This window comes from Acetobacter pasteurianus, from assembly GCF_009914215.2.
Classification (GTDB): Bacteria; Pseudomonadota; Alphaproteobacteria; order Acetobacterales; family Acetobacteraceae; genus Acetobacter; species Acetobacter pasteurianus.
On sequence record NZ_CP039846.2, the window covers coordinates 1,728,851 to 1,754,400 of the forward strand.

Genomic DNA, 25,550 nt, shown 5'->3' on the forward strand with positions numbered 1-25,550 from the left:
GTGGCTAGAATCAGGCTGTTTCGATCCGAATCATCACAGGGCTGTCCGTCACTACGCTCAGGGCATCTATTTTGGTGATAGCTTCCTGCATGGACGATTCTGATGTCTGATGCGTAACCAGAACAAGCGGAACATACGGAGTTGTTTCATTTTCCGCAGGATGCTGGAGCATGCTGCGCAGGGAAACACCGCAATCGCGCAACACTGCTGTAATATCTGCAATAACGCCAGGGCGGTCTTCCACCATCAGACGCAGATAGAAAGCACCAGCTCCGGTGCCTGCCGGGCAAGCGCGCAATGCAGGTTCGGCACTGGCTTGCACGCCCCATACCGGAATGGTGTGGCCACGGGCAATATCAACCAGATCTGCGGTTACGGCACAGGCTGTTGGGCCAGCACCCGCTCCGCGGCCTTCTAGCATGATACGGCCCACAAATTCACCTTCGGCCACAACAGCATTAAATACGCCATCTACCTGCGCAATAGGTGCATTGTGGGGGAGCAGGCACGGTGCAACACGTGCCTGAAGGCCAGCATCTGTCAGGCGGGCAAGGCCCAGAAGTTTGATGCGGTAGCCGAGGGTACGGGCAAAAGCAAAGTCAATGGCACCAATCTGGCGGATGCCTTCTACCTGCACGGAATCAAAGGCTACAGGGCGGCCAAAAGCCAAACCCGCCAGAATTGTCAGCTTATGTGCTGCATCAATGCCATCAATGTCGGTGGAAGGATCAGCTTCTGCATATCCGAGATCCTGCGCATCTTTCAGCACCAGATCGAAATCCTTGCCCGTTTCACGCATCACGGTCAGGATATAGTTGCACGTGCCGTTCAGAATGCCGCCCACATGCAGCAGTTTGTCTGCGGCCAAACCTTCCCGCACTGTTTTAATAGCCGGAATGCCACCAGCCACAGCTGCTTCAAACAGCAGCGGTGCGTTATTATCTGCACTGAGCTGGGCAAGGGCGGAGCCATGCACGGCAAGAAGTGCTTTGTTGGCGGTTACAACAGGTTTGCCAGCAGATAGCGCTTTTTCTACCAGCGCACGGGCCGGACCTTCGCTTCCACCAATCAGTTCTACAACAACATCCACGTCGGGGTCAGAAACCAGATCCAGCGGGTTTTCATGCCAACGCAGGGTGGAAACATCTATACCGCGGTCGCGTGTGCGATCTCGGGCGCTTACGGCTACCACTTCCAGTTTGCGGCCTGCGCGTGCGCTTAGCAGATCAGCATTCATACGCAGCAGGCGAATAGTGCCCGCGCCAACCGTGCCCAGACCGGCAATACCAAGACGAAGAGGAGAGGAATTGGAACAGGATGTCACGGTGCAACAGGCTCCGGCTTTTTGGTAGAGGAAGGAGAAGATGGCGAGATGCCATGCGCAGACAGGAACCCACGAATGGAACGCAGGGCCTGGCGCAGGCGCTGGGTGTTTTCAACAAGCCCGATGCGAACATGGTCATCACCATATTCACCAAAGCCAAGGCCAGGGGCTACAGCTACGCCAGCTTCTTCCAGAAGAAGTTTGGAAAAGGCAACGCTGCCCATTTCACGGAATGGTTCAGGAATAGGTGCCCAAGCAAACATGGACCCTTCTGGGGAAGGAACATCCCATCCAGCTCCGTGAAGGCCGCGGATCAGCACATCGCGCCGGTCTTTATAAAGAGCGCGCAAATCAGCTACGCAATCCTGCGGGCCGTTAAGGGCAGTTACGGCAGCCACTTGAATAGGTGTGAAGGCGCCGTAGTCCAGATAAGATTTAATGCGGGTAAGGGCTGCAATCAGGCGCTCATTTCCTGCGGCAAAGCCTACGCGCCATCCAGCCATGGAATAGGTTTTGGAAAGAGATGTGAATTCCACTGCAATATCCTTGGCACCCGGCACGGCCAGAATGGAAGGGGGCACAAGATCACCAAAGTAGATTTCAGCATACGCCAGATCAGACAGGATCCAGATTTCTTCCTTGCGGCAGAAAGCAACCAGTTCCTTGTAAAAATCCAGATCAGCCAGATACGCTGTGGGATTGGAGGGGAAGTTCACAATCAATGCTGTGGGCTTAGGCACGGAGTGGCGCACTGCCCGTTCCAGCGCACGCAGCATGTTTTCATCCGGTGTTGCCGGAATGGAGCGGATGGATGCTCCAGCAATAATAAAACCGAACTGATGAATGGGGTAGGAAGGGTTGGGCACCAAAATGGTGTCCCCCGGGCTGGTAATGGCAGAAGCCAGATTAGCCAGACCTTCCTTGGAGCCCAGTGTGACAATCACTTCCTTGTCCGGATCCAGCCCAACGTGAAAGCGGCGTTCATAGTACCCGGCAACAGCCTTGCGCAGCCCCGGAATACCGCGGCTGACGGAATAACGGTGGGTGCGTGGGTCCTGCACCGTTTCTAGCAGTTTGTTGACAATATGCTGTGGGGTGGGCGTGTCCGGATTACCCATGCCGAGGTCAATAATATCCTCGCCTCGCGCGCGCGCTGCTGCCTTGGCCTGGTTTACCGAAGCAAATACATAAGGCGGCAGGCGGCGGATACGATGGAACTCTTCAGTCATGGGTTTCTGATGCTCTAAAGAAACAGGGGGTAAGGAACCCCCGCAGGTTTGTGGGAAGAAGCATAGTAATCGTCAGAACAGAACAGGCAACTCCTCATACCGCCCAAAATGCTGGAATGACACTTTTTGTTAAGTGGGTTTTATGGGCTGGTAGCTACTTTGGCACCCGTGCCAAAGGCATCACCCCGCACATGAATGCTGGCGGAAGGAACGCCAAGCTTCACCAGTGCTGCTGCCAGGCGTTGTGCCCGCAAAAGCCCAAGTTTTACGGCGTCAGACTGATCCTGCGGGCTAAGTGAAAGCGCATTGCCAAACCCACGGATAAAGAACGGCCCATTAGGGTGATCTGTTTTGAGTTTGCTGAGAGTATTTTCCTGCCCGCTGGAGAGCACGTCTGACTGTGGCACAAAGTGGAATGAAGTGCCTTTTACATCAACCAGATCATAGTTTGGCTTAATGGTATCCGGTACGTGCGCATCGGATGGTACATCAAAACCCGGGAATGATGGTGCTGTGGGCGGGCCATCTGGAATTTGCGGAATATCGGAAGCCGGTATTTCTGTTTGCGCGGCTTTTGGGCGCACTTCTGGTAAACCAACCTCTGGCTCGGTTTCCGCAGTTTTATCCTGCTTCTTATTGGCATGGCTATCTTTGGAAGATGCTTTGCCAGGTTGGGAAGCAGAGCTTTGTGCGTTTTGGTCTGGTGAGGAATCCGCTGCATCCATAATGGCGCCGCTCACACCTTCCGGTAGACTGGCTTGTTGAGAACCATCCTGTGCAGCGCCATTTGGCTGGGTGGACGAGCCAGATGCAGGCGCCGCACTTTTTGCAGGAGACTGCGCTGCAGCAGAAGGCGGGGGCGGAATATCGGGTATAAGGCTGCCATTCGCAGCCACTGTCCGATACGCCAGATTGCGTTCACGAATAAGCCCTTGGGTTACTAGCGCACGGTCCTGAGGAGAGGGCATTTCTGGCGCTTGTGTGGGGGTAAGGCCAACATGCGGGTAGGGATCATAAATGCCCGGCGGCGGCGGCCGTTGAGAGGCAATAACCCCACCGCGCATGTGCTGTACCCAAGAAAGTGTGCCATCAACCGCATCTTTATGAGGGCTGCACCCGCCGAGCAGCAGCGCACCGGAGGCCATGAGCATTCCAAGCCGTACAGCAGGTTTTAGACTTATGGCGCTGCGGAGTGTCCGCTTGTGTTCTAAGCAGGGTTGCGGCATGGCAGCGCAGATACTCCGATTAATGGAAACCAGACAGTAAGACGGAGCGCACCTTACCCTTTTCCGTCCCGGCTGGCGAGACAGCACATGATTGCCCCTTGGCAGGCAGGCTTAGGCAGCGCAGGATAAGGGAATGTACACAGATACAGAACATGCGGAGAAAGCAATGACGGGCATTTTCCCCCGTAACGCCATCAAGATGGATGACGAACCGGAAACTCCGGCAGCCCCGGAGAAGGCAGAAGAAAAAACAGCCGGCGCCCCGCATGGCGAACTGGAACACAAGTTGTTCAAGCAGCGGAAAGTGCTGATTTTTGGCGGGATTGATGACAAAATCGCCCGTGATGTAACGGGCCGCCTTTTGGCGCTGGCTGGTGAATCTGACCAGCCTATTGATGTCTACGTCAACTCTCCCGGCGGGCATGTGGAAAGTGGTGACACGATCCATGACATGATCCGCTTTGTCGATTCGATTGCACCAATCAACATGATTGGGACAGGTTGGGTGGCATCTGCTGGTGCGCTGATTTTTGCTGCCGGCCATAAAGATCGCCGATTCTGCCTGCCAAATACGCGCTTCCTGCTGCATCAGCCGATGGGTGGCGTGCGTGGCCCGGCAACGGATATCGACATTGAAGCGCGTGAAATTATCAAGATGCGCGAACGGCTGAACCGGATTTTCGCTAAGGAAACCGGCCATAGCTATGAAAAAGTCGCAAAAGATACGGATCGCAACTACTGGATGTCCGCCAAGGAAGCGATTGATTACGGCTTAGTGACCAAGATCATTTCAAAGCTGTCTGATCTGCACTAATACACATCGCGCCTGCTTCGCATTTCCATCTCTGGATTGGGCGAGGCAGGCGCGTTTGCGTTACTGGATCTGCCAGAATGTCTGCCCAAACGGTTGGGTGTCGTATCAGGCGAGATCCCTAGAAAACAGGTTCCTCACATGGGTTCTCTGAGCGATATCTATTCTCATCTGCCTGAAAGCATGGATGATCTGCCCCCGCCGCCCAATGAGGCAGCAGTGGAAGAGGCTGATTATCGGGCCCGCCATTGGGTAAGCCCCGTAAAAGGGCCGCTTAAGCCGGGGTCTGAGGCGCATAAACATGCCTTGGCGCAAATGTTCCGCGAGACGTTTAATCCTTACAGGCCATCTGTTATTAACTGGCCTAAGCTGGACCCAGAAACGCTCAAGCGCGTAACCTCCCTGCCTATCTGGGATATCGCTGTGCAGACAGAAGGCAAGGCCCGCCTGCGCATGGCTGCTTATGCCAATCTGGTTACAGATCCGGATATGAAGGATGCCATCTCCCGCAATGCGTGGGAGGAAAACCGGCATAAGGAAGTGCTGTCCAAAATGGTGGCAGCCTATAATATTCCTATGGCGCCGGAACCACCTTATGTTGAGCCCAAGGACGTTGAATGGGCCTATCTGGTGACAGGTTTTTCGGAATGTGCGGACAGCTTTTTTGCTTTCGGCATGTTTGAACTGGCCAAGCGTTCCGGCTATTTCCCGCCCGAACTCACAGATACGTTTGAACCCATTATGCAGGAGGAATGCCGCCATATCCTTCTGTTTGCCAACTGGTTGGCATGGAACCGGGCTGTAATGCCTTGGTGGCGTCGGCCTTACTTTGAGCTTAAGGTTCTGGCTGTTTGGGCTTTCCTTGGTTATGAGCGTTTGTCTTTGGTGCGCACGGTGGATGATGAAGGCCACGTACATACGCAGGACAACAACTTTACGGTAACTGGCACCAAGGAAGTGACCAACATCCAGATCAATCTGCCTGATTTCATGCAGCTTTGTCTGGATGAGGATGATAGACGCTTTTCCGGCTATGATCCGCGTCTGTTGCGTCCCACAACCACGCCCGCCATTGCACGTGTTATTCGTGATGTTGGACGGTGCTGGGAATTCGCAAGCGGTGTCTTCAAGGCAAATCGCAAAACAGCAGCGTAATCTGTTTTTAGGGATTACCCCAACCAGCGAGATTATTTTATCTGGGCTGGTTGGGTAATTTTTTATCCGCCTTACACTTTGGCGTTGCCATAGCGCCTGTAATGGAAAGGTGGCGGGGTTTCTGGCCGTTCGGTTATGGCTTGGGTAATAAGATCATGTTCCGGGGCACGGTGGCATACGGGGTCAGTTGCCGTAGCGTCTCCTGCCAGGGCCAAAGCTTGGCAGCGGCATCCGCCCCAGTCATCTTCCTTGAATGCGCAAGACTGACATGGTTCGGGCATCCAGTCTGTGCCGCGGAACAAGCGGAATAGCGGTGCATTTTCCCAAATGTTAGCGAGAGCTTCTTCCGCAACAGAAGGCATCTGAACGCCCGGAATACTTTCTGCCGCGTGGCATGGCAGCACCTTGCCTGCGGGAGAAACGTTTAGAAAGCGCTGGCCCCACCCGCCCATGCAGGGTTTGGGCCTGTCAGCATAATAATCCGGTGTTACAAAATCTATGCTCATGCGGCCAGAAAGGCGCGCGCGTGCTTCTGCAACCACCTTTTCTGTCTCTTCTACCTGAGCGCGGCTGGGCAATAATGCATTACGGTTGAGCAGCCCCCAGCCATAATACTGCGTATGTGCAATTTCTACGCGTCTGGCCCCTAGCTGTTCAGCCAAGGCCAGCATGGCAGGCACACGTTCACAATTTTGCCGATGGATAACAAAGTTAAGGGTAAGGGGCAGACCTTCGGTTTTAATAAGCTGTGCGGCTTCAAGCTTTTTGGCGTGGGCACCCGTCATGTGGGCAATATGGTCTGCGCTCTCAGCTTCGGCATCCTGAAAGGAAAGCTGAATGTGGTCTAACCCAGCATCAGCCAGTTCTTGCAGGTTTTTGGCATTGAGCAGCACGCCGGAGGTGATCAGATTGCTGTATAATCCTGCCTTGGCTGCATGAGCCACAAGCTCAGGCAGATCTGGCCGCGCCATAGGCTCACCACCAGAAAAGTGAACCTGCAATACGCCCATTTCAGCAGCTTCACTCAGCACACGCTTCCAGTCCTCAGTGCCAAGTTCTTGTGTGCGTGGTTCCAGTTGCAAGGGGTTAGAGCAGTAAGGGCATTGCAGAGGACAGCGGTGCGTGAGCTCTGCAAGCAAGCTCATGGGGGGCGGCGGAGCACTCATATGGCTTGCAAAACCTGTTTGGTGGCCAGATCCCGTAAAAGGGTCAGCACATCCTGTGCGATAATGTCCCGTGGGGCGGCAAATTTCTGGCAAAGTAGATCCAGTATGCCCCCCACATTGCGGGTGCCATCTATAAGTTGCAGCACTTCAACAGCAATAGGGTCTGCATGAAAGGCGCGTTCAGGCGCTTGAATGAACCATACATCTCGCACGCGGTCATGTTGCAAGCGTGTGCCCCGGGCAAAGCGGAGGATACTGTTTTCAGAAATCATTGAAGTATCAGCTATTTGGCTTATGCCGCAGTTTCTGGGCGGAAAGCGCCTGGGGGAATACGTGCGGGCGTGACATAAGCGTAATCCAACGCATCCAGCATGGACCACAACACCCCACATTTAAACTTTAACGCGTTGAGCACACTCTGCTGTTGTTCAACCGTACGGGCGTGTTGCTTTACATAAGCCAGAGCAAAGGCAGAATCTTGCGGGGCCTGAGTGAGGCGTGGCTTAAAGTAAGCCAGTGTTTCTTCGGTAATGAAGGCATAGTTGCGCAACATGCCCGAAACACGTTCGCTGATAATGGTGGGGGAGAACAGTTCTGTCAGGGAAGATGCAATGGCTTCCAGCACAGAGCGTTCACGCACAAAATGCACATAGGCTTCTACAGCAAACCGTGTGCCGGGCAGCAGGCCTTCGAGTGATTCTACATACGCACGGTCCAGCCCAAGCCCATCTGTCAGCTTCAGCCAACGCGCCACACCACCAGAACCTGGTTCTGTGCCATCATGGTCTTCTAGACGCCGCCGCCATTCACGCCGCAGTTCGGCAGTGGGAAGGCGCGCAAGGAGAGAGGCATCTTTAGCGGGAATGCTGGCCTGATAGTAATATCTGTTCAGTGCCCATGCCTGAACCTGCCCCTTGTTCAGTTTGCCGTCATGCAGCGCACGGTGGAAAGGGTGCAGGTTATGGTAACGTTCTGCGCCTATGGCACGCAGGGCTTTTTCCAGTTCATCCGGGGTGAGCAGTTGGTTGGTCATAGCGAGACTTTCATTCCATCAAATGCAACATCCCATCCGGCTTGCTCTACGGCACGACGTTCTGGTGAATCGGCCAGCAGAATAGGGTTGGAATTGTTGATGTGGATGAGAATTTTACGTTTCACATGCAAGAGGCGGAAGGCGGCAATGGTGCCATCTGGCTCATCTGCAATGGACATATGGCCCATGCGGTGGCCAGTTTTGCTGCCAAGCCCGGCACGGATCATTTCATCATCCGTCCACAACGTGCCATCAAAAAACACAACATCTGCGCCGTTTATGCGGTTGCGTAGGTCATCCGTCATCATCGCGCAGCCGGGAATAAACAGGGCGCGGGCGTGGCCGTCCGTTATTTCCAGCCCAATGTTTTCCCCATTGCTCATGATTTCAGCAGGGTTTTCAGCCTTTTCTGCGTAAAGGGGCACTTTGCCCGGCACAATAAACGGCGTGATGCTAAATCCGGCAGGCACTAAAGGAATAGGGTGTTCTGGCTGCATGGCATGGCGCGGCACAATCGTGCGATCCAATGCATTAAAAATAGGGTTTGCGTTGAGCTGATCGAGCACAGGCTGTGTGGCATACAGATTAAAATGCTGCCGTTCCCGCAGGGTTAATAAGCCCGTAATGGCATCGATTTCCCCACTTGTGAGCACAACGCCGGAAATGGGGGTGGAGCGCAGCCCCTCACGCGGGAACATATCCGGTGTCTGGTTGATCTGGGTGCGCAGATCGGGTGAGGCATTGAGCACATACCAGTGCAGGCCATCTCCGCTTACAGCAATGGAGGCCTGAGTGCGGGAAGGGGCTGCGGGGTCTCCCGCACGGGCGCGGCGGCAAGCGGGGGCGTTAGAATTCCATTGCGGAAAACCGCCACCTGCACCTGCACCAAGAACAACAATCTCAAGCATAACAACACATCTAAATAAAAAAGCCGCCAGTGCAAAACCGGCGTTCACACCGGTAATGGCTGGCGGCTAAGCTGGGTATAACCCTGACTTATTTCTTCTGGCCGCAAACGTAGCTGTTGATTTCAGCGCCCAACGGAATTTCGGTTACTTTTGGTGCAGTCCAAGCCATGAGCCTGTCTCCTTGATTGAGTTGAAACAGGGCCGTTTCCTACAGGTTCTTGAGATAAAGATCCGCAGGAAAAAGCCGCTTTTGCGCCTTGCAGTGTGATGAAAAATGACTATCACGCAAGTGTTTTACCCTCCAAACAGGCGGGTAGAGGGTCTATTTTCACGCAACTGTGAATAAAAGTGGGGCTGTACACCGCAACCGCACAAAATCTGTGCAAGATTTGTCTTGGCTGGCGGAGTCTTCTAAAGCAGCCCACATAAGCAAGGCTTTAGCCCAGCGGGGTAACGATGCTGGGGAGGAAACAGATGAGTGACCAGATACGCGGTTGGGGTAAGACACACGCATGATGAGTAGTCAGGTTAAGGCGCTGTTTGTCCGTGTCTTTCGCAATACCGGGTATATTCTGGGGGGGCGCGGGTTTTGCGCCGTTTTGTCACTTATAACCACCGCTGTTTCCGCACGCGCATTGGGCTTGCAGGATTACGGTGTTCTGCTGCTTATCAATTCCTTTGTTCTGTCCTGTTCGGCAGGGTTGCGGTTTCAGTCTTGGCAACCTTTGCTGCAATACGGAAGCAGCCTGTACCGTAATGGAGACAGGCATCCGTTCCAGATGCTCTTACGCCATTGCATGTTGCTAGATGGCATAGGGGCCGTGGCAGGTATGGGGCTTGCCCTGCTGTTGTGTGAATGGTTCGGGAATCTTTTGGGCTGGGGAAATGCCTCTTCTGCCACGCCGTTCTGGTACATGACTGTGATCCTCTTCATGAACGCAGGCGGTGCCATGGGCGTGATGCGGCTGCTAGATCGGTACGAACTTTCTGTGCTGGCAGATAGCGGAAGCGGGCTGATCCGTCTGGTAGGCAGTCTTGCCGGGCTATTCTGGCATTGGTCTTTCACCAGCTTTTTGGTGATCTGGTATATTTCGACGGTAGCATCATTCTTTATCAATTACGGAATGGGCGCGTATCTGCTTTTGCGTTCCGATAGTTTGCAGAATTTCCGTATATTTGGTGTGCCTTGGGTAAGCCCTATCAAAGGCATCTGGCGCTTTATTTTTTCTGTCAGCATCAATCAGGCACTCGCACGGCTTTCTTCCCGCTTAACGGTGATGATTGTAGGTGCCGTTCTTGGGCCACAGAGTGCGGCCATTTACAACGTGACATGGCAGATTTCTGATGGTCTGGCCCGCCCGGCACAGATGATGACACCGGCCTTGTATCCAGAATTGGTAGCTCTGAAAGATAAGCGAGACTGGGCATCCATTCGGCAGGTTACGCACCGTATTCTGCAAGTGCTCGGTGTGTTCTCGGCCGCGGTGCTGGCTATTGTGTTTGTGCTGGGGCCTTGGTTGTTGCATGTGCTGCTGACTGTGCCTTGGTCTGGCACTCGCACACTTTTGCTGCTGATGACATTAACCGCCATTCTGGATTTGTGGGATGTGCCGCTGGAGCCCTTGCTGGTTTCTCTCAACCGCGCCCATCAGATTTTGCTGGGGCGGTTGTTTACAATGTGCGTGACACTGCCTTTGCTGTATTTCCTAACTTCAGGGTTGGGGATGACGGGGGCAGGTTTGGCAACGTTGATAGGTGAGTTGGTGATCTTCCTGACTCGTTTGGTACCTTACCTGTTGATGAGCCGAAAGCAGGATTTTGGAAGAGGCAATGGCTGAGGCTGCTCCGGTTCCTGATACATCTGAGGTATGGATACTGGATACCCACCGTGCTGGTGAAATGGCGCAGTGCCGGGCTTTGGCAGATATGCTTGGGTTACCGTGCCAGATTATTCCGCTTCAGACTGATTTCGGCTTACCTGAGCAGATCCCGGATACCCAAAACCTTAGGTTGATTTTGTCTTTTGGTAACGCAGTGCAGGCCGCATTGGCATTGCGTGCGCGTTGTAAAAACACGCCCGCCATTGTGCAGCTTGGGCGTCCGAGCCATGTGCCTGCAGCAGATTTGGATCTGATAATTCTTTTGCCGCAGGATGATTATCCGATAGCGCCCAACGTCTTGCGCTTAAGATTTCCCTTAAACGGTGCGCATAAAAGCCAGACATCTATCCCACAAATAGACCCAACAAGGCGGCATGGTGGCACTGTTGTTTTGTATGGTGCACCATCGCGGCAGTTTTTGCTGGATAAGCAGGATACGTATAAACTGCTACGCTTTAGCCACGAACTGGCACAAGCACATCATGAGCCTTTGCATGTAATTACCAGCCCAAGAACCCCTGTTGAGGCTGAAGGATGGTTGGAAGATATAAGCAAAACCATTCCGATGCAGATTTATATATTCCGTAAAGGCGTTAACCCGTTCCAGAAGTTTTTGCAGGAAGCCAACCGGTTTGTTGTAACCGGAGACAGTGCGTCCATGTTGGCTGATGCGTGCCGCACAGGCGCGCCTGTATGGCTGTTTCCATTACGGCCCAAGCACAGCTTCATGACACGTTTGCAAGCCAGTGTAGATCGGTGGGGGCTACAAAATATCCGCAACGGGCTCGTGCGTCGTGGTTGGCTGGGGAGCGGGACATGCTTTGGTAAATGGCATGCCACTTTGGCCGAGCAGAATTATATCCATTTGGTAACACCACAGGCTTCTGCTGAGATGTTGAAATGGCAGCCAGATGCATCCCGGCGGGATGATGATATGCAAAAATGTTATGCAAGTATCATGAAACTGCCTTTGTTTATTGCCAGATAAGCCCCAGCATTAGATATGCGGGGCGTGTGGCAATGTTTGCCACGCTTATGGTTTCTGCCATTGGGAAGTTTGTTTCGGCTGACGACTTATAACGGCATTTCACGACAGGCAGACATGTGCATGCACGATACTCTTGAGCAGAATACGCAGGCAGTTCTACAGGGAACATGCGCAGCTATTGTGACGTATGGTAACCGCGTTTCATTTCTAAATCAGGTTTTAGAGGGTGTTTTTGGCGCAGGTACCGGGCATGCTGTTGTTATAGATAACGGCACGGAAAAAAGTGTGGCGGCAGAAATTGCCAGATTACCAGAAATATTTGGTAAAGATCGTCTCACCATTGTGCGTTTGGCAACCAACACTGGGTCTGCCGGTGGTTTTCATGCGGCTATTCAAGCCGCTGCGGCGCGTGAAGATACCCAGCATATCTGGGTGCTGGATGATGATAACAGGCCTGAACCAGATTCTCTTACGGCGCTTGCCAAAGCATGGAGAGGCATGGGTGCAAATACGCAGATATGCCTGAGCAGTTTTAGAGAAGATAAAACAACATATAAAAAACTTTTCAAAACCTGTAAGTTTCACGGCATTACAAAAAACTCATTTTTTGGCTTTTCTATGCAAACATTGCTGCGCAAACAAAAAGCAAAGGTTTGGCAGAAAGATGGGTTGAAGTGTTTGCAAATGCAGATGTCGGCTTATGGTGGTTTCTGGTTCCATAAAAGTTGGATTCAAAAAGTAGGGCTGCCGGATGCTCGGCTTTTTCTTTATTTTGATGATTATGATTTTACCCTGCGGATTACAGAAAACGGAGGGCAAATTTGGGCATGTCAGAACAGTGTTCTGAAAGATCTGGAACTTTCATGGCAGGTTAATGATTCCGCATTACAGCACTGGTTGCGTGAAGAAGAAAATTTTTCGCGCACTTATTTCTCTATTCGAAACCGTGTTTATATTGAGAAAAAATTTGTAAAAAATAAGTATATTTATAATGCAAACATCATTTTATATTTTTTGTCGAAGATTGTTTTTAAAAACAAGCAGAGCGTTTACTATCATTTCCAGCATCCATGTTTGGTGTATAGAAGGTGGAAGCTGATTGCACAGGCTATCAAAGCAGGAAAAGCCGCAGATTTTCAAACACCTCCGCCAGCGGTTTGATAGGGGCTTTTGTGCAGTAAACACCGCCTGATCATTTCATCAAGCATGTTTAACCCCGGTGCAATCTGGAATTGTCCCGGGGCTTTTTGAAGTTCTTAAACAGGCGGTTTTGCTGAAGCTTTTAAAGTTACAATAAATGGCACATGGTCAGATGGGCGCGGCATTGCGCGTTCATTTCTATCAGGTTCAGCAGTTTGCAGGCGCTCTGCTAGGCGAGGAGAAAGCAGCATGTGGTCAATCCGCAGCCCGCAATCTCTTTCCCACGCGCGGGCCTGATAATCCCAGAAGGTATAAGCTGCGCCTGTTGGGTGTAATGCCCGCAAGGCATCTGTCAGCCCCAACCATAGCAAGCGACGGTACGCGGCCCGGCTTTGCGGGCGTACGAGCGCATCTTCTGGGCCCAGGGCCCCCGGGGCGCAATCTATGGGGGCAGGGCAGATATTGTAGTCACCCGCCAAAGCAAAATCTGTTTCTTCCGCCAGCAAAAGGCGTGCGCGGGCTGTAAGGGCATTCAGGAACTCAAGCTTGGTAGCATAGCCCTGTTCTCCGCCCGAATTGCCATTGGGCAGATACAGATTGCCCAGCACCATACCTTGGGTGCGCACTTCTACATACCGCGCGGCCGGGTCTGAAAAGCCGGGGAGGTGGTCTGTTGTTACGCTAAAATCTCCGCGCACAAGGGTGGCAACCCCGTTGTAGGATTTCTGCCCCACTACGGCGCAACCATAACCAGCATCCTCAAACGCAGCTTTGGGGAACTGATCCGTCTCGCACTTGATTTCCTGCATCATCAGCACATCTGGCTGTTCGCGCTTCAGCCAATCCAGAACCAGATCCAAACGTTGCCGGACGGAGTTTACATTCCAAGTTGCGAGTTTCATGCCACAGAAAAGCTTGTGCCACAGCCGCAGGAAGACGCTGCATTGGGGTTGTTTACTGCAAAATGTGCGCCCATCAGCTTGTCTGCAAAATCAAGCTCAGCACCGGCCAGCAAATCCATGCTGGCTGGGTCCACGACCACCAGCGCACCGTTTCTTTCTATGCGTGTATCATCGGCTGCAATATCAGCCTCAGGAATAAGCGTGAAGAGATACTGAAAGCCGTTACACCCTCCAGCTTCTACAGATACCCGCATGGCAACAGGTGCTGGTTTTTCTGGTGCGGCAGTTGCCTGCTTTTTAGCAATCACGCTGGCAATGCGGTTTGCTGCAGATTCCGAAACGGAAAAGGGTGTTGGCTGTGTCATACTCTCTTAAATAGCTTGCGTGCCTTCTGGTTTGAAGGGGCAAGATGCCAAGAATAGTCAACTTTGGCGGAATATTCTAAACTCCTATAAGCTTCATTCGGATTAGATACCGGCAACACGCTGGTGGACCGTGCAGCAAAGGAAACCGCAGGAGTGCCAGACACGACAGAATGCAGGGATCTGATGCCCTATGCCGTTCAACCGGGAGAAGGCCGGGCGCGCCGCCTTTATGATGAGCCGGAATCTCTGACACGTTCACCGTGGCAGCGTGATCGGGATAGAGTCATCCATTCGTCAGGCTTTCGCCGCCTGCAATATAAAACGCAGGTGTTTGTGAACCATGAGGGAGATTTCTTCCGCACGCGTCTGACGCATTCCTTGGAAGTGGCTCAGGTGGCCCGCTCCATGGCCCGGTTTTTAAAGCTGGATGAAGATCTGACAGAAGCCGTCGCTCTGGCGCATGATCTGGGGCACACACCTTTTGGGCATGCGGGGGAAGATGCACTGGCGGCCCACATGCAGGAATGGGGCGGGTTTGACCATAACACGCAGGCCCTTCGTCAGGTGATGTTAAAGGAACGCCGCTATCTGGCGTTTGATGGATTGAATCTGACATGGGAAACGTTGGAAGGGTTGGCCAAGCATAATGGGCCGGTCAAACGTCCATCGGCACGGTTATTGGAACTGGATGCACTGTTCCCGCTGGAACTTTCCACATACGCCTCAGCCGAGGCACAGGTGGCAGCGCTGGCAGATGACATTGCCTATCACGGGCATGATCTGGACGATGGCGTGAAGTCAGGCCTGCTCTCGCTGGATGATCTGGTGGATGTACCAGTGGTGGGGGAAGAACTGTTTGAAGTGCGGAAGGCCGCGGCTGATCTGCCTTCTCAGGATAAGCGGACCTTACAGCGTATCCGGCATGAAATGGTGCGCCGCGTTATTCATAAGCTGGTGACGGATGTGCTGATCTGCACGCGTGAACGCCTGCAGGATCTGGCGCCCCGAAATGTGGAGGATATACGTGCAGCACCAGGCCCGGTTGTGGCGTTTCATGAACCCATGGCCCAAGCCAACAAAGGTATCCGCAAGTTTCTGTTTGCGCACCTGTATCGCCATTGGCGTGTAAACCGTATGACGCATAAGGCACGGCACGTTACGGCGGAGCTTTTTGATACGCTTACGGAGTCGCCATCTCTGTTGCCGGCTGAATGGCAGCGTGAGGCAGAGGGAAAAGATGCCACAGGGTTACGGCGTGTGGTGGCGGATTATGTGGCTTCCATGACAGATCGCTACGCCATGGAAGAACATAGACGGTTGACTGACCTGTCTGTTGCAGGCTGATAAACGCGCTTTCAGCGCTTTCTTACTATTACGGGGTTAAGTGTTTTATGTCTGACTGTGTGTTTCAGCGTTACCGTCAACATGTTCTGGCCATTGTGCAGGAACTGCTGCCCAATGTGCCGGAAGAAACGCTGGCCCGCGTGGAACTGACCCCAACGCGAGATCCTTCGCACGGAGATATGGCAACCAATGCCGCTCTGCTGCTGGCCAAGGTGGCACGCCGTAAACCGGCAGATATTGCGGCTGATCTGGTAACCGCCCTGCAAAAGGTAGAAGGAGTTGCCTCGGTAGCCGCTGCAGGGCCGGGGTTTGTGAACATTACGCTCAAGCCTGATGTCATGCGCGGCATTTTGCCTGCAGTGCTGAATGCGGGTGAAGCCTATGGGGCATCTCAGGCAGGCAAGGGCTTACGGGTGAATGTGGAATATGTTTCCGCCAACCCAACCGGGCCAATGCATGTTGGGCATTGCCGTGGCGCTGTGGTGGGGGATGCCCTTGCCAACCTTATGGCCAAGGCCGGCTTTGCCGTTACCAAGGAATTTTACATTAATGATGCCGGTGCGCAGGTAAGGGCGCTGGCATGGGCAGCCTACTGGCGTTACCTGCAAGCCCTTGGCACCAAAATGACGCAGGATGATTTTTCTGTGCTGGCACCGGGTGGCCTGCAATATCAAGGGGAATACCTTATTCCCGTAGGTATGGAACTGGCTGCGGAATACGGAAACAAGCTGACAGAAACCGACGCCGATGGAAGCCCTCTGCCTGCGCCAGAAGCCACATGGCTGGAAACAGTGCGTGGTTTTGCCGTGACGCATATGCTCACGGCTATCAAGGAAGATTTGGCAGCCCTTGGCGTGCATCATGATGTGTTCACATCAGAAGCCGAAGTGCTGCGCCGTGGCGTAACAGATGCGGCTATCAGCAAGCTGGAACAGCACGGCCTGTTGTATGAAGGCGTGCTGGAGCCCCCCAAAGGCAAGCTGCCGGAAGATTGGGAAGAGCGCGAGCAGCTTCTGTTCCGTTCCACTCAGTTTGGGGATGATGTTGATCGTCCGCTGCGCAAGTCTGATGGCACCAATACCTACTTTGCCAACGATATTGGCTACCATGCAGACAAGGTAGCCCGTGGCGCGCAGATGATGATTGACGTCTGGGGCGCTGATCACGGTGGCTATGTCAAACGGATGAAGGCCGCCGTTAAGGCCATTACGGGCGATACGGTGCCGCTTGAAGTGGTGCTGTGCCAGATTGTGCATATTCTGCGTGATGGACAGCCTGTTAAAATGTCCAAACGGGCCGGCACGTTTGTCACGCTGCGTGATCTGATTGATGAAGTCGGGCGTGATGCGGTGCGTTTTACCATGCTTACCCGTAAGAGCGACGCCCAGATGGAGTTCGATCTTGATCTGGTTGTGGCGCAGCAGCGTGATAACCCGGTCTTTTATGTGCAGTATGCTCATGCCCGCTGCCGCTCCGTGTTGCGGGCCGCAGCAGAAGCCGCCGCGTATGGTGAGACTGATGATGCCGCTTTGGCCTCAGCATCGCTCGAATCTCTGACATCTGATGCGGAAATGGCGCTTATCCGTCGTCTGGCAGAATGGCCGCGTATGGTGGAAGCCGCAGCGCTTGCGCGGGAACCCCATCGTGTGGCCTTCTACCTTGCTGATGTGGCGGGTGATTTTCATGCCCTCTGGAATCGTGGCCGGGATGATGCCTCTTTGCGCTTCCTCCAGCCTGATGCTGTAGAGGCCACCCGTGCGCGTCTGGCCCTTGTTGCAGCTACAGCGGTGGTTATCCGCTCTGGTCTTGCAGTCATGGGTGTGGAACCCGTGGAGGAAATGCGCTGATGAGTGATGAAGACCGACCCAAATTTTCAGCGGATGACAGAATCAGCCGTGCGCGTGAGCGCATGAGCATGGATTACGAAGATCCGGCACCTACGCGACCAGCAGCCGTAGGTGGCCGCCCAACCGAAAACGTGCTGACCCGCTTTTTAAGCAGTGATACGGGCACGCGGCGTCTGGTTTATGGGGCTGCTGGTCTGGGTGGTTTGCTGGTGTTGGGTATTGGTGGTTGGGCACTGGTGGGGCACCATCAGCATGGTATTCCCATTATGGGGCCGCCACCGGTTTCCATGCGTACAAAGCCGGTTGATCCGGGTGGGATGCAGCTTGATTCTGTTGCCATACCGGATGAAGATGGTGATGCAAAGGCGCATCCTGTTCCTGCCCCGGAAAAACCTAACCCAGAAGCTCTGGCAGCCCAATATGGTGCGCAGGGTGAAGGAGATTCTGGTAAACCGGAGGGAGCACCCGCTCCGGTAACCGGCGCTGAAGGAGCAGGTGCAGGGCAACCAGCAGATCAACAGGCATCCGCAGCAGCGCCTCCGGCAGATGCACAAAGCACTTCTGCGCAGGAAGAAACCGAAGCTTCTACCGGCGGCGAGGAAGGGGATGCCGCTGCGGCTGCGCAATCAGCCGAAAGCAGCCCGAAACCAAAGCCAGCAACTCCAGCTCCCGTCAAGGATACTGCTGTGGCAAGTAAAGCGGCACCGGCTGATACAAAAGCATCCACTGTGCCACATGGTGGTGTAGAGGGCGGGAAGTATCAGGTGCAGTTGGCTGCGGTCCAGAACGAAGATGAAGCGCGTAAAGAGTGGTCGCGCCTGAAATCTCGTTATCCCACCTTGTTCGGAGATAGCACGCCTTCCTTTGTGCGGACGGAGCAGAATAACGCCACGTTCTATCGCTTGCGCGTAAAGGGCTTTGCTTCTGTGGCAACTGCACGTGAATTCTGCTCTGCCGTGCGAGAACGCGGTATGGCATGCATGGTCGTGCGGCAGTAAGTTGCAACTGGTCTGGCAGAATGGAAGCAGGATACACGCAGGCAGATATTGAAGGTGCGTCAGGCCCAGTAGAGGCAACTGGCGCACTGTCTGCTCATGCCGATGCACAGGCAGAGCAGGCGCCGCGTGTGCCGCTGTTGCGTCTGGATGGGTTTGAGGGTCCAATGGATCTTCTGCTCGATCTGGCGCGGGCGCAAAAGGTCGATCTGGCGCGTATTTCCATTCTGCAACTGGTAGAACAATATCTTGCGGTTGTAGAAAATGCCCGTCGGGTTCGGCTGGAACTGGCCGCAGACTGGCTGGTTATGGCGGCATGGCTAGCGTGGCTTAAGTCGCGCCTGCTGCTCCCTCCGGATGATGAACTTGCCGTGGAGGGTGAAGAAGCTGCGGAACTCTTGCAGGAACGGCTGATAGAGCTTGCCTGCATGGGTGAACTGGCCCGTTGGCTAGATGACAGGCCCAGATTGGGGCGCGATGTGTTTGCCCGTGGTGTGGCAGAAGATCTGGTGGAAATAGACCGCTCTGGTTTGGCGCTAGATATGTCGCAGCTTATGCGGGCCTATATGGCGGCCATGCGGCGTAATGCCCGCAAGCGTATTTATGCGCCACGCACGTTACGGTTTTGGACAGTGCAAGATGCCTTAAGCAGGCTGACTCGCTTGTTAGGAGAAACGCCTCCCGGCTGGAGCAGTCTGGATGCGTTTTTGCCCGATGTTCTGCCCGAACAGGCCGAAGGGGTGGATGCGGTGCGCCAACGGCGTGCTGCTGTGGCAGGCACATTGATTGCTGGTCTGGAACTGGCAAAAAGTGGACGGCTAGAATTGCGGCAGGAAGAGGTGTTTGGGCAGATTATGCTACGTCCGCATGAAGAAACGCATGAGCCAGATAGTGCTGAAAACGCACTTGCCACAGAAGAAGTGCAAAATTCATGACCACGCACATAGCGGATAATGCTGCTTCTGAAAGTGCAGAGGCTATTAAGGTAGTTCAGCCTGAAAACACTATGGTTTCAGAAGAAGCTTTGCGCTTGGCTGAAGCGCTTATTTTTGCGTCTACCGAACCTGTAAGTGCGCGCCGGTTGGCGGAGCTGCTGGAATTGCGCCAGCTTGTGCCAGATGGAGTGGATAATCTGGCTGTCTTTGTAACGTCTGTTTTGCAAGCTCTTGTGCAACGTTACGAGGGGCGGGGTGTGATGCCTGTTGAAATAGCCGGAGGGTGGCAGTTTCGGACAGCGCCAGACTTGGCGCCAGCCCTTACGCGCGTGCTGGAGCGGCCCCGCCGTTTTTCACGCGCAGTTATGGAAACACTGGCGATTATTGCTTACCACCAGCCCTGCACACGCGTGCAGATAGAAGAAATACGCGGTGTAAGCCTTGGGCAAAATGTGCTGGATACGCTGATAGAATCAGCGCTTATTATGCCCAAAGGGCGCAAGGAAGTGCCGGGGCGGCCGGTATTGTGGGGCACAACGCAGGATTTTTTGCGTCACTTCAGCTTACGTTCTTTGGCTGATCTGCCGCGCCGGGAAGAACTGCTGGTGGAAGTGCCGGAAAACGCAGGGGCAATGGGGCGCCCACAAACAGAAATCACTTTTGTAAATGGTGCAGAAGAGGTTGCTGATCAGGCAGAACACACATCCGATATATCAGGCATGGATGCACAGTTAGAGAGTGCACTACAAACTGATGCTGGATTGGCCTCGGCTGCCGAAAATACAGATATGCAGGCCGAGAAAACGCCAGAAGTTGCGGAAGAAAGCAGAAAACCGCATGTTTCCGCGTCAGAAGGCTCATGATAGATACTCTGCATCTGGTTGCGCGGGCATTTTTGTTTTTCCCGTGCGGTGCGTGCAGCAACGGAACTGCCCATGTTTGATTTTGCCTGGTCTGAAATCGCGCTGATTGGCGCCGTGGCTCTGGTCGTGATCGGCCCGAAGGATTTGCCCGTGGCCATTCGTGGGCTGGCAAGGGCTGTAAAAAAGGCACGCAAACTGGCGGGGGAATTTCAGTCTCACGTTGATGAAATGGTGCGTGAAGCCGATCTGACAGAAGTGCGCGATCAGGTTCGAGACCTCAAAAATCTCAACGTACGTAATCGGATCATGAAGGCGATTGATTCCGATGGCACGTTAAGCAGTTCCTTCGCTCCGCCACCACAAATTGCTGAAAAGCATATTCCCGCAGGCCCTCGTGCATTGGATATGCCCGTTTCCAGCACACCAAGTGCCACCAATGCTTCTGTTTATGTGCCCAGCACGTATGAGCCTACTGTAACCGATGAAGATATTGCCAGTGCCCCGCCAGAACTGCCGCCCAATATTGTGCGCCGCATTTTGAAGGAGCAGGAACGCTTGCACCCTCCGGCATTTTTGCCGCCAGTGCGCGTCATGCATGGTGGGCGCAGTGTGGCGCCGGGTGAAAGGTTGGGGCGTGTGGCTGGCCCAAGCAGGCCGGCATGGCAGCAAGACGTGGATATACAGCCAGAGCCGCCAAAAGGGGCTGAGCCAGAACAGCAGATAATGGATCATCAACCATGAACGAAAACGAAACCGTGGGGGAAGATCCTATTCACGATCAGCCAATGCCGTTGATCGAACATCTGCTAGAATTGCGCCGCCGTTTGTTATGGGCAGGAGCGGCTTTTATTCTGTGTTTTGCGCTGTGTTACCACTACGCAGGTGATATCTATCTGTTTCTGGCGCGCCCGTTGGGTGAAATTATGCGCCAGCAGGGTGAACAGCCGCATCTCATTTACACTGCACTGTATGAGGCATTTTTCACATACATTCGTGTGGCGTTTTTTGGTGCAGCTTTTCTGTCTTTTCCCGTTGTGGCCATGCAGGCCTGGATTTTTATAGCCCCCGGCCTTTACCGGTCAGAAAAGCGTGCTTTTGCACCGTTTTTAATTGCAACGCCCATTCTGTTTCTGGTTGGGGCATCGCTGGCTTATTACTTTATTTTCCCCATCGCATGGCGTTTCTTCCTGTCGTTCCAGACCGCAGGCGCTGGGCATGATGGTGTGCAGATAGAGCTGCAAGCCAAGGTTTCCGAATATCTTTCACTGGTCATGAAACTGATCATGGCCTTTGGCGTGGCGTTTGAACTGCCAGTGGTGCTTACGCTTCTGGCGCGTGTGGGCATTGTTACGGCAGATATGCTCCGCCGGTTTCGTCGCTACGCCATTGTGGGCGCTTTTGTTATCGCCGCTATTCTGATGCCGCCAGATGTCATTACCCAGATCGGTCTGGCCGTGCCGTTGGTCTTACTTTACGAAATTTCCATTATCTGCGCGCGCTTGGTCGAGCCTAAGTTTAAGGCCAGCCAAGCGGAAGATACATCCAACACCTAGCAGGAGGTTCCCTAACCCATGCATGATATTCGCGCCCTGCGGGCTGATCCCGCTGCTTTTGATGCCGATCTTGCCCGCCGTGGGGTGGAGCCTGTTTCTGCCAAATTGCTGGCATGGGATGAAGAACGCCGCCAGGCCCAGACCGTGTTGCAGGAAAAGCAGGGGCGCCGCAAAGCGCTGGCGCGTGAAATTGGCGCACTAAAGCGCAATGGTGGCGATAGCAGTGATCTGGAAGCCGAAGGCTTGGCCCTGCGCGCAGAAATGGAAGCGTTGGAAGAACAGGTAAATGTGCTGGGGCGCGAAAGCACAGCACTTTTGGCCAACCTGCCAAACCGTTTGGATGCCACCGTGCCAGAAGGCCCGGATGAAAGCGCCAACGTGGTGCAGCATGAATGGGGTACAAAACCTACCTTTACGTTTACACCCAAGCAGCATTTTGAGCTGGGTGAAACGCTGAAGCAGATGGATTTTGCAACAGCAGCCAAGCTTTCTGGCTCACGTTTTGTGGTGTTGCGTGGTGGTATTGCACGTTTGGCGCGTGCTTTGGGCCAGTTCATGCTGGATCTGCACGTTACCGAGCACGGATATACGGAAACGCAGGTGCCCGTCATGGTGAATGATGATGCCATGTACGGAACAGACAAGTTGCCAAAATTTGCAGATCAATCTTTCCGTACGGAAGATGGCCGCTGGCTTATTCCCACAGCAGAGGTGCCGCTTACAGCTTCTGTTTCTGGGGATATTCTGGAGGCATCGGCATTGCCGCTGCGTATGACAGCACTGAGCCAGTGCTTCCGGAGCGAGGCTGGTGCTGCTGGGCGAGATGTGCGTGGAATGCTCCGCCAGCATCAGTTTGAAAAAGTGGAAATGGTTTCCGTAACCACGCCAGAAGAAAGCGATGCCGAGCATGAGCGCATGACGCGCTGTGCGGAAAAGGTGCTGGAAAAGTTGAACATTCCGTATCGCCGCGTGCTGCTATGTGCTGGTGATACCGGGTTTGGCGCTGCTAAAACCTTTGATCTGGAAGCATGGCTGCCGGGGCAGGATGCTTGGCGGGAAATTTCTTCGTGCTCCAATACGCGGGATTTTCAGGCGCGCCGTATGAACGCCCGTTATCGCCCGCAGGCCGGTGCTGCACCTGCTTTTGTGCATACGTTAAATGGTTCTGGCCTTGCTGTAGGCCGTACCCTTATTGCGGTTATGGAAAACTATCAGAATGAAGATGGCTCTGTAACCGTACCGGATGTTCTGCGCCCATATATGGGGGGCATTGAAAAAATCAGCTAAGAAGTAGGGCTTAGATACAATGGTTTCCAAACCTTCCTTATACTTGGCGATTGCCATTGTATCTGAAGTTATCGGCACATCCTTGCTCACAGCCTCACATGGGTTTGCGCGCTGGGGATACGCTGTTGCCAGTCTGGCAGCGTATGGATGTGCCTTTTACTTTCTGTCTATCCCGCTCAAAACCATTCCAACGGGCATTGTGTATGCCATCTGGAGCGGGGTGGGCATTGTGCTTGTTTCTGGCATTGGTGCTTTATTTTTCAAGCAAATGCTGGATACACCAGCCCTTATTGGCATTGGCCTTATTATGGTTGGGGTGTTGGTTATCAATCTGTTTTCAGGTTCCATACAACATTAACGTGTGGAATTTATGGTTTTAATAACCAACCCTGGTGTGAGCACCTGCGGCAGCGTTATGGGCGCCCCGTTAGCCGGAATAAACAGGTAAAAAGGCACACCATCGCGCCCATGTTGGCGTAGGAAAGCTGTAATAGCGGCATCGTGCGTTGTCCAGTCTCCGCGCAGCAGGGTGACATTCTGGGTTTTAAAGGCCTCGCGCACGTCTGGCACATCTAACGCTACGCGCTCGTTTACCAGACAGGTAATGCACCACGCAGCTGTCATATCCACAAATACGCCTTTGCCGCTGTCATGTAGGGTTTGTAGCCGCGCGGTGGAAAAAGCTTCTACTCCTTCGGGCAAGGTCATGCCTTGGGGAGAAGATGGAATTGCTGCTTGCTGCCGTAATACAGGCAGCAGAGATAATGCGCCCAGCAATGCCAATAGTGCCAAACCATGCAAGGCAAAGCGTTTGTGATCCGATAATGTGTTCTGATGTGTTTGGGTTAAACCATGCACCCATGCGGCCAATCCCAACAACACCATGCCGGCCCCAAGCAAGACCACTATGGAAGCACCACCTTCCAGCGTGGCAACCCATAGCAACCATACGCAGGATGCCAGTAGAGGAAATGCCAGAAATTGGCGCAAATAGACCATCCATGCGCCAGGACGTGGCAGAATTCTGGCGCAGGAGGGGAAGGTTGCAATCAACAGATAGGGCAGGGCCAAACCCAACCCGAGTGCCGCAAAAACAGTAAGACCGGCAATGGGAGGGCCAGACAGAGCCCCAGCAATAGCCACTCCCATAAAGGGTGCTGTGCAGGGTGAGGCCACAACAACAGCAAGCACACCTGTTAAAACATCGTTCCACAAGCTGTGGCGTGTATGTGGTGCACTGTTGATGGATACGGCCGAAAAAGAAAACACTCCCAGAAGGTTCAGGGCCATGGCAAAAAGCAGCCAGCAGATCATTCCCACAAAAAGGGGAGATTGAAACTGAAAGCCCCAGCCTGTTGCTGCACCAGTCAGGCGAGCAGCCATCATGGTGGCGCCCAATAGTGTAAAACTACCAATAACCCCAGCAGCGTAACATGCTGCGCTCAAAATTTGTTCTCGTCTTACTGCATGTCCGAGCCGGGTAATGGCCAAAGCTTTCATGGCCAGAATAGGGAACACACAAGGCATTAGGTTCAGGATAAGGCCGCCTATAAAGGCAAACAGCATTTGCTGCATAAACCCGGTGGAAGCGGAAAGTGTATTTTCTGATGTATCGGTAACTGTGCCGGGGTTGGCATGAATTTGCAGGGCGCGCTCTGTGCCAGCTTTGTCCTTTAAAACCACAATTCCAGATAAAGACCGCAGTGCAGAAAAATCTGTAGTCGGCTTAAGATGCAGCGTTACAGAGCCATCGCTAATGGTGGGTTTTTGCGCGGCGGCTTCGGTAATCTGTCCCTGTTGCTCTGGCATAAACCAAGCATCGGATACGGATGTGGGGCTGAGATCTTTCCCTGTGAGCTGTAAAACACCATTGGAGGAAAAGGTTGCCGTATAGGGTGAGGGCACAGCCATATGCTGTAATGTTTGCTCAAACAAAGGGGCTTGAGCAGAAGGCGCTGGGATGCCTTTATCCAATATGAGCGCAAGATCAGCTTCTTCGGGTACACAGACATGCTCACACACTAACCAGCTTGCATGCGCCTTGATGTTGACCTTGTCTGATTTCTGATCTGCTGGTTGAAGAGGAAGTTCCAGAGGCAGGATTACATCGCCAGTATAGGCGTAAGACATAAGTGAGGAATCGGGAATACGCTGCGGCACCGGCCACTGGATGGTTTGCGTGCTGCCTTGCAATGCACCATCAGCTTTTATGGTGATAGCTGGAGGGTCTCCCGCATCTCCCGGATTTTGCCAGTATGTGTGCCAGCCCTGTTGAAGCTGAAGCCGTAAGGCAATGCGCAAGGGGCTATCAGCTTCAACTGTATCAGAGAAGGTTATCAGGCTTGCAATGCTATGGCCGGTTTTAACCTGCGGGCTTTCTGCTGCGATTGAAGGATGTGAGAAAACAAAAGGCGCCGCCAAAATGGCAACAGAAAGAGCCAGCCAGCCTGCAAGGCCACGCCTGTTGCCTTTTGCCTGCACCGGGGCAGGAGCAGAAGACAGATTAAAGGCAGTAAGACGCGAAAAGGGCATAACAGGCAAACTCATGGTGCATTCTGCGGTAAGGAGCGCGCAGCATAAGCCAAATTCGCCTGTAATT

Annotated in this window: 25 protein-coding genes; 14 read left to right on the forward strand and 11 right to left on the reverse strand. The window is 53.5% G+C overall.

What is annotated here, in order from left to right:
* Window positions 1-10: 10 nt before the first annotated feature.
* From FCN51_RS21500 to FCN51_RS21510, 3 genes are all read right to left on the reverse strand, one after another.
* Window positions 11-1,324: a homoserine dehydrogenase gene (locus FCN51_RS21500; protein ID WP_003624416.1), complete on the reverse strand. Its 1,314-nt coding sequence runs from the start codon at window positions 1,322-1,324 to the stop codon at window positions 11-13.
* Window positions 1,321-2,553, reverse strand: coding sequence for an LL-diaminopimelate aminotransferase (locus FCN51_RS21505; RefSeq protein ID WP_003624415.1), 1,233 nt, complete (start codon window positions 2,551-2,553; stop codon window positions 1,321-1,323). The genes FCN51_RS21500 and FCN51_RS21505 overlap by 4 nt, the downstream gene beginning before the upstream one ends.
* A gap of 140 nt (window positions 2,554-2,693) precedes the next feature.
* Window positions 2,694-3,866, reverse strand: coding sequence for an OmpA family protein (locus FCN51_RS21510; protein WP_020944380.1), 1,173 nt, complete (start codon window positions 3,864-3,866; stop codon window positions 2,694-2,696).
* A gap of 46 nt (window positions 3,867-3,912) precedes the next feature.
* On the opposite strand from FCN51_RS21510, the gene FCN51_RS21515 reads away from it, so the two are divergent.
* Complete coding sequence (locus FCN51_RS21515; RefSeq protein ID WP_014457301.1) at window positions 3,913-4,593, forward strand: ATP-dependent Clp protease proteolytic subunit; 681 nt, start codon at window positions 3,913-3,915, stop codon at window positions 4,591-4,593.
* 138 nt (window positions 4,594-4,731) lie between these two features.
* Window positions 4,732-5,745, forward strand: coding sequence for a ferritin-like domain-containing protein (locus FCN51_RS21520; RefSeq protein WP_124297268.1), 1,014 nt, complete (start codon window positions 4,732-4,734; stop codon window positions 5,743-5,745).
* A gap of 71 nt (window positions 5,746-5,816) precedes the next feature.
* Here FCN51_RS21520 and pqqE read toward each other — a convergent pair whose 3' ends face one another.
* The 5 genes from pqqE to pqqA form a co-directional block, all read right to left on the reverse strand.
* Entirely contained in the window at window positions 5,817-6,911 is a 1,095-nt protein-coding gene (gene pqqE / locus FCN51_RS21525; RefSeq protein WP_160256824.1) for a pyrroloquinoline quinone biosynthesis protein PqqE, read from the reverse strand.
* Window positions 6,908-7,183 carry a pyrroloquinoline quinone biosynthesis peptide chaperone PqqD gene (gene pqqD / locus FCN51_RS21530; protein ID WP_003629377.1) on the reverse strand — a complete coding sequence of 92 codons (276 nt, stop codon included), beginning with the start codon at window positions 7,181-7,183 and terminating at the stop codon, window positions 6,908-6,910. The genes pqqE and pqqD overlap by 4 nt, the downstream gene beginning before the upstream one ends.
* A 20-nt stretch (window positions 7,184-7,203) precedes the next feature.
* Entirely contained in the window at window positions 7,204-7,944 is a 741-nt protein-coding gene (pqqC, locus tag FCN51_RS21535; protein ID WP_003624408.1) for a pyrroloquinoline-quinone synthase PqqC, read from the reverse strand.
* Window positions 7,941-8,852, reverse strand: coding sequence for a pyrroloquinoline quinone biosynthesis protein PqqB (gene pqqB, locus FCN51_RS21540; RefSeq protein ID WP_160256825.1), 912 nt, complete (start codon window positions 8,850-8,852; stop codon window positions 7,941-7,943). Before pqqB ends, pqqC begins: the two co-directional genes overlap by 4 nt.
* Window positions 8,853-8,940: 88 nt before the next feature.
* The gene (gene pqqA / locus FCN51_RS21545) at window positions 8,941-9,021 is read right to left on the reverse strand and encodes a pyrroloquinoline quinone precursor peptide PqqA (RefSeq protein ID WP_014457297.1); all 81 of its coding nucleotides are present in this window, start codon (window positions 9,019-9,021) and stop codon (window positions 8,941-8,943) included.
* 343 nt (window positions 9,022-9,364) lie between these two features.
* Here pqqA and FCN51_RS21550 point away from each other — a divergent pair, with 343 nt between their 5' ends.
* From FCN51_RS21550 to FCN51_RS21560, 3 genes are read left to right on the forward strand one after another with little or no spacing between them, the layout of a single operon-like run.
* Window positions 9,365-10,690, forward strand: a complete 1,326-nt coding sequence (locus FCN51_RS21550; RefSeq protein WP_003624403.1) for a lipopolysaccharide biosynthesis protein — start codon at window positions 9,365-9,367, stop codon at window positions 10,688-10,690.
* Entirely contained in the window at window positions 10,683-11,720 is a 1,038-nt protein-coding gene (locus tag FCN51_RS21555; RefSeq protein ID WP_160256826.1) for an ELM1/GtrOC1 family putative glycosyltransferase, read from the forward strand. Before FCN51_RS21550 ends, FCN51_RS21555 begins: the two co-directional genes overlap by 8 nt.
* A gap of 15 nt (window positions 11,721-11,735) precedes the next feature.
* A complete protein-coding gene (locus FCN51_RS21560; protein ID WP_124297262.1) occupies window positions 11,736-12,881 on the forward strand; it encodes a glycosyltransferase in 1,146 nt (381 codons plus the stop codon).
* 95 nt (window positions 12,882-12,976) lie between these two features.
* Here FCN51_RS21560 and FCN51_RS21565 read toward each other — a convergent pair whose 3' ends face one another.
* Together FCN51_RS21565 and FCN51_RS21570 are read right to left on the reverse strand one after the other, a co-directional pair.
* Window positions 12,977-13,762 carry an exodeoxyribonuclease III gene (locus FCN51_RS21565; protein WP_160256827.1) on the reverse strand — a complete coding sequence of 262 codons (786 nt, stop codon included), beginning with the start codon at window positions 13,760-13,762 and terminating at the stop codon, window positions 12,977-12,979.
* Window positions 13,759-14,127, reverse strand: a complete 369-nt coding sequence (locus tag FCN51_RS21570; RefSeq protein WP_003624395.1) for a HesB/IscA family protein — start codon at window positions 14,125-14,127, stop codon at window positions 13,759-13,761. The genes FCN51_RS21565 and FCN51_RS21570 overlap by 4 nt, the downstream gene beginning before the upstream one ends.
* Window positions 14,128-14,250: 123 nt before the next feature.
* Here FCN51_RS21570 and FCN51_RS21575 point away from each other — a divergent pair, with 123 nt between their 5' ends.
* From FCN51_RS21575 to FCN51_RS21615, 9 genes are all read left to right on the forward strand, one after another.
* On the forward strand, window positions 14,251-15,471 hold the full coding sequence (locus tag FCN51_RS21575) for a deoxyguanosinetriphosphate triphosphohydrolase (protein ID WP_003624394.1): 1,221 nt from the start codon (window positions 14,251-14,253) through the stop codon (window positions 15,469-15,471).
* 47 nt (window positions 15,472-15,518) lie between these two features.
* Window positions 15,519-17,318 (forward strand): arginine--tRNA ligase, encoded by a 1,800-nt coding sequence (argS, locus tag FCN51_RS21580; protein WP_160256828.1) that lies wholly within the window; start codon window positions 15,519-15,521, stop codon window positions 17,316-17,318.
* The gene (locus tag FCN51_RS21585; protein ID WP_160256829.1) at window positions 17,318-18,316 is read left to right on the forward strand and encodes an SPOR domain-containing protein; all 999 of its coding nucleotides are present in this window, start codon (window positions 17,318-17,320) and stop codon (window positions 18,314-18,316) included. The genes argS and FCN51_RS21585 overlap by 1 nt, the downstream gene beginning before the upstream one ends.
* A gap of 20 nt (window positions 18,317-18,336) precedes the next feature.
* Window positions 18,337-19,248, forward strand: a complete 912-nt coding sequence (locus FCN51_RS21590; protein WP_160257177.1) for a segregation and condensation protein A — start codon at window positions 18,337-18,339, stop codon at window positions 19,246-19,248.
* Entirely contained in the window at window positions 19,245-20,111 is an 867-nt protein-coding gene (scpB, locus tag FCN51_RS21595; RefSeq protein ID WP_160256830.1) for an SMC-Scp complex subunit ScpB, read from the forward strand. Before FCN51_RS21590 ends, scpB begins: the two co-directional genes overlap by 4 nt.
* Before the next feature lie 72 nt (window positions 20,112-20,183).
* Complete coding sequence (gene tatB, locus FCN51_RS21600; RefSeq protein WP_160256831.1) at window positions 20,184-20,852, forward strand: Sec-independent protein translocase protein TatB; 669 nt, start codon at window positions 20,184-20,186, stop codon at window positions 20,850-20,852.
* Complete coding sequence (tatC, locus tag FCN51_RS21605) at window positions 20,849-21,664, forward strand: twin-arginine translocase subunit TatC (protein ID WP_003624388.1); 816 nt, start codon at window positions 20,849-20,851, stop codon at window positions 21,662-21,664. The genes tatB and tatC overlap by 4 nt, the downstream gene beginning before the upstream one ends.
* 18 nt (window positions 21,665-21,682) lie before the next feature.
* On the forward strand, window positions 21,683-22,951 hold the full coding sequence (gene serS, locus FCN51_RS21610) for a serine--tRNA ligase (protein WP_003629393.1): 1,269 nt from the start codon (window positions 21,683-21,685) through the stop codon (window positions 22,949-22,951).
* 19 nt (window positions 22,952-22,970) lie between these two features.
* Window positions 22,971-23,309, forward strand: coding sequence for a DMT family transporter (locus tag FCN51_RS21615; protein WP_003624383.1), 339 nt, complete (start codon window positions 22,971-22,973; stop codon window positions 23,307-23,309).
* Here the strand turns inward: FCN51_RS21615 and FCN51_RS21620 are convergent.
* A complete protein-coding gene (locus FCN51_RS21620; RefSeq protein ID WP_160256832.1) occupies window positions 23,306-25,498 on the reverse strand; it encodes a protein-disulfide reductase DsbD family protein in 2,193 nt (730 codons plus the stop codon). The genes FCN51_RS21615 and FCN51_RS21620 overlap by 4 nt on opposite strands.
* Window positions 25,499-25,550: the final 52 nt, after the last annotated feature.